1 protein-coding gene is annotated in these 1,833 nt (G+C 71.9%); it reads right to left on the bottom strand.

The genetic code is table 11. The features are described 5' to 3' along the window. Positions 1 to 1,833, bottom strand: a 1,833-nt coding sequence (locus EF903_RS32225) for a penicillin-binding protein 2 (protein WP_185902939.1), incomplete at both ends; no start/stop codon positions are given.

Here is a 1,833-nt window from a genome sequence, read left to right as displayed (position 1 = left end):
GCTCGTAGGTGACCGGCAGGCCTGCGGGGGCGGTGCCGGTGGGGGCGACGCGGAGGGTCTTGAGGGCGAACTCCATGACCTTCTTGTAGATGGGGCCGCAGATCTGGCCGCCGAAGTAGCTGCCCTTGGTGGGGTTCTGGATGGCGCAGTAGACGGTGATGCGGGGGTCGTCGGCGGGGGCGAAGCCGGCGAAGGAGGCGGTGTAGCCCTTGTAGCGGCCGGTGGCCGGATCCACCCGGTTGGACGTGCCGGTCTTGCCTCCGACGCGGTAGCCGGGGATGCGGGCCTTGGTGCCGGTGCCCTCCTGGTCGTCGACGACGGATTCCAGCATCTGCGCGAGGGTCTTGGCGGTCTCCTCGCTGATGACGCGGGTCTGCTCGGGCGCGGGGGCCGGGGTGAAGCGGCCGTCGGGGCCCTTGGTGCCGCGGACGAGGGTGGGCTCGATGCGTACGCCGCCGTTGGCGACGGTGGAGTAGACGGAGGCGGCCTGCATGGCGTTGACGGAGAGGCCCTGGCCGAAGGGGATCGTGTACTGCTGGGAGGTCGACCAGGCCTCGGGGCGGGCGAGGATGCCGCGGGACTCGCCGGGGTAGTCCAGGCCGGTGGGCCGGCCGATGCCGAACTTGTCGAAGTAGGAGTGCAGGACGCGGTTGGCGTCGGGCTGGGTGGGGCCGAGCTGGCCGGTGGCGAGGATCGTGCCGATGTTGGAGGACTTGGCGAGGACCCCGTTGAGGGTGAGGTACCAGGTCGGGTGGTCGATGTCGTCCTTGAAGAGCCGGTCGCCGCGGTGGAGCCGGTTGGGGACCTCGACGCGCGTCTCGGGGGTGGCCTTCTTCTCCTCCAGCACGGCCGCCATGGAGATGACCTTGGCGGTGGAGCCCGGCTCGTACACGTCCTGGAGGGCGGCGTTGCCCATGGCGGCCGAGCTGGCGCGGGAGAGGTCGTTGGGGTCGAAGCCCGGGGCGTTGGCCATGGCCAGGACCTCGCCGGTGCGGGTGTCCTGGACGATGACGTAGCCGCGGTCGGCTTCGGACGCGCGGACCTGTTCGGCGATGGCGCTCTGCGCGGCCCACTGGATGTCGCGGTCGATGGTCAGCTCGATGTCCTCGCCGGGCACGGCGGGCTTCTCGTTGGACCCGGCGGTGGGGACGCGCCGGCCGCCGGACTGGGCGTAGGTGATGGTGCCGTCCCGGCCGGCGAGCTTGCGGTCGAGCGAGGACTCCAGGCCGCCGCCGCCGCGGCCCTCGGCGTTGACGTAGCCCAGTATCCCGGCGGCGAGGTCGCCGTTCGGGTAGACGCGCTTGCTGCTGTCCTCGCTGAACACGCCGGCGAGGACGTTGGCGCCGGGGCCGTTGTTGCGCTTGTCGGCGGCGGCCTTGTCGGCGAAGACCCGCTTGAGGTCCTTGATCTGGTTCAGGACCTGGGGGGTCTGGCGGCGGGCGAGGACGACGTACCGGCTGTTCTTCGTCTTCAGCTTGGCGGCGAGCTCGCCGGCGTCGGCGCCGAGGATGGGGGCGAGGAGGGCGGCCGCCTGCTCGGGGGCGTCGGGCGCCTTGCTCTCCTGCGGGGTGAACATCTGCGGGTCGGCGGTGATGTCGTGGGCGTCGACGCTGATGGCGAGGGCGACGCCCTTGCGGTCGGTGATCTCGCCGCGCTCGGCGGCGAGGGTGACGGTGGTGAAGCGGTTCGCGGAGGCCTTCGCCGAGTACGCGGAGGCGTCGACGGCCTGCACCTGCAGGAGGCGCACGGTGAAGGCGAGCATCACCAGGGTGAGGCCGATGCCGACCAGGCGCAGCCTCGGCCGGGGGCTGCCGAGCCGGATGGTGTGGGGGG

The organism is Streptomyces sp. WAC05292 (genome assembly GCF_003949955.1).
Taxonomy (GTDB): domain Bacteria; phylum Actinomycetota; class Actinomycetes; order Streptomycetales; family Streptomycetaceae; genus Streptomyces; species Streptomyces globosus.
This window is presented reverse-complemented; position numbering and strand designations above follow the sequence as displayed.